General features: G+C 67.8%; 2 protein-coding genes. Both read right to left on the reverse strand.

All coding sequences use genetic code 11. The features are described 5' to 3' along the window. Positions 1 to 10 precede the first annotated feature (10 nt). Positions 11 to 169: a hypothetical protein gene (locus tag ACWF94_RS40700; protein WP_453500366.1), complete on the reverse strand. Its 159-nt coding sequence runs from the start codon at positions 167 to 169 to the stop codon at positions 11 to 13. A 62-nt stretch (positions 170 to 231) separates the two neighbouring features. After that, entirely contained in the window at positions 232 to 1,182 is a 951-nt protein-coding gene (locus tag ACWF94_RS40705; RefSeq protein WP_453500368.1) for a cytochrome c oxidase assembly protein, read from the reverse strand. Between the last annotated feature and the right edge of the window lie 79 nt (positions 1,183 to 1,261).

Below are 1,261 nucleotides of genomic sequence, written 5' to 3' on the forward strand. Positions count from 1 at the left end.
CCGCCTGGCCTCACCCGCCGCGCGAGGAGATCACTCCGATCGTCAGCAGGCCGAGCACCACCCAGCCGAACCAGAGCCAGCCATTGCTCCCGAGTGCCGCCGTATAGGCCGTCACGACCACCAGGGTCGTGACCGTGAGCACTCCCATCGTCTTCGTGGATCCGGACATGCGCCCTCCTTGGGCGACCGCGGTCACCAAAGGTCATCGTCACCCGGGGACCGGGCTTCGCGCTACCGCCCCCGCGCGTCGAGCGAGGCGAGATACGCGTTGTACGCCGCCAGCTCCTTGTCCCCGTCCCGGTCGGCGGCGCGGTCCGTGCGCCGCGCCTGCCGCTGCTCGGAGCCGTACCACTGGAAGACCAGCGCGATCAGCACGAGCACCGAAGGAATCTCACTGAACGCCCAGGCGATACCGCCTGCGGCGTTCTGATCGGCCAGCGCCTCGATACCGAGCGACGCCGGAGGGTTCGCGTACGCCTCGACCATCGGCTCGCTGCCCATCATCAGCGCGATACCGAAGAAGGCGTGGAACGGCATACCGGCGAACAGCTCCAGCATCCGCATCACATATCCGGGCCGCTGCGGGCCCGGATCCACGCCCATGATCGGCCAGAAGAAGACCAGGCCGGTGGCGAGGAAGTGCACCATCATCGCGATGTGCCCCGGCTTGGACTCCATCAGGAAGTCGAAGAGCGGGGTGAAGTAGAGCCCGTACAGACTCGCGATGAAGAGCGGAATGGTGAAGGCGGGGTGGGTGACGATCCGCATACAGCGGCTGTGCAGTAGGGCGAGCAGCAGCTCCCGCGGTCCCTTCCGGCCCCGGGCGGCGACCGGCAGCGCGCGCAGGGCCAGGGTCACCGGAGCGCCCAGCAGCAGCAGGATCGGCGAGACCATGCTGATCACCATGTGCTGCACCATGTGCACGCTGAACATGACCATGCCGTAGTCATTGAGCCTGGTCAGCATCACCAGTGCCACGGTCAGCACCCCGGCCGTGAAGAACACCGTACGGTTCACCGGCCAGCTGTCGCCCCGCCCGCGCAGCCGCAGCACACCCCACGCGTACAGCGCCAGTGCCAGCACACAGCCGACCAGGAAGAAGGCGTCCGGTGAGAACTCCAGCCCCCGCCCCAGCGTGAACGGCGGCAGATCCATCGATGTGCCGTGCCCGCTGTGATCCATCCGCCGGCTCCTGATTCGTACGGGGTTGTCCGCTTGCCGGTCACCAGAGTAGAACCGCCCCCGGCCGCGAGTGCGGCCG

It is taken from the genome of Streptomyces sp. NPDC055078 (genome assembly GCF_053607985.1).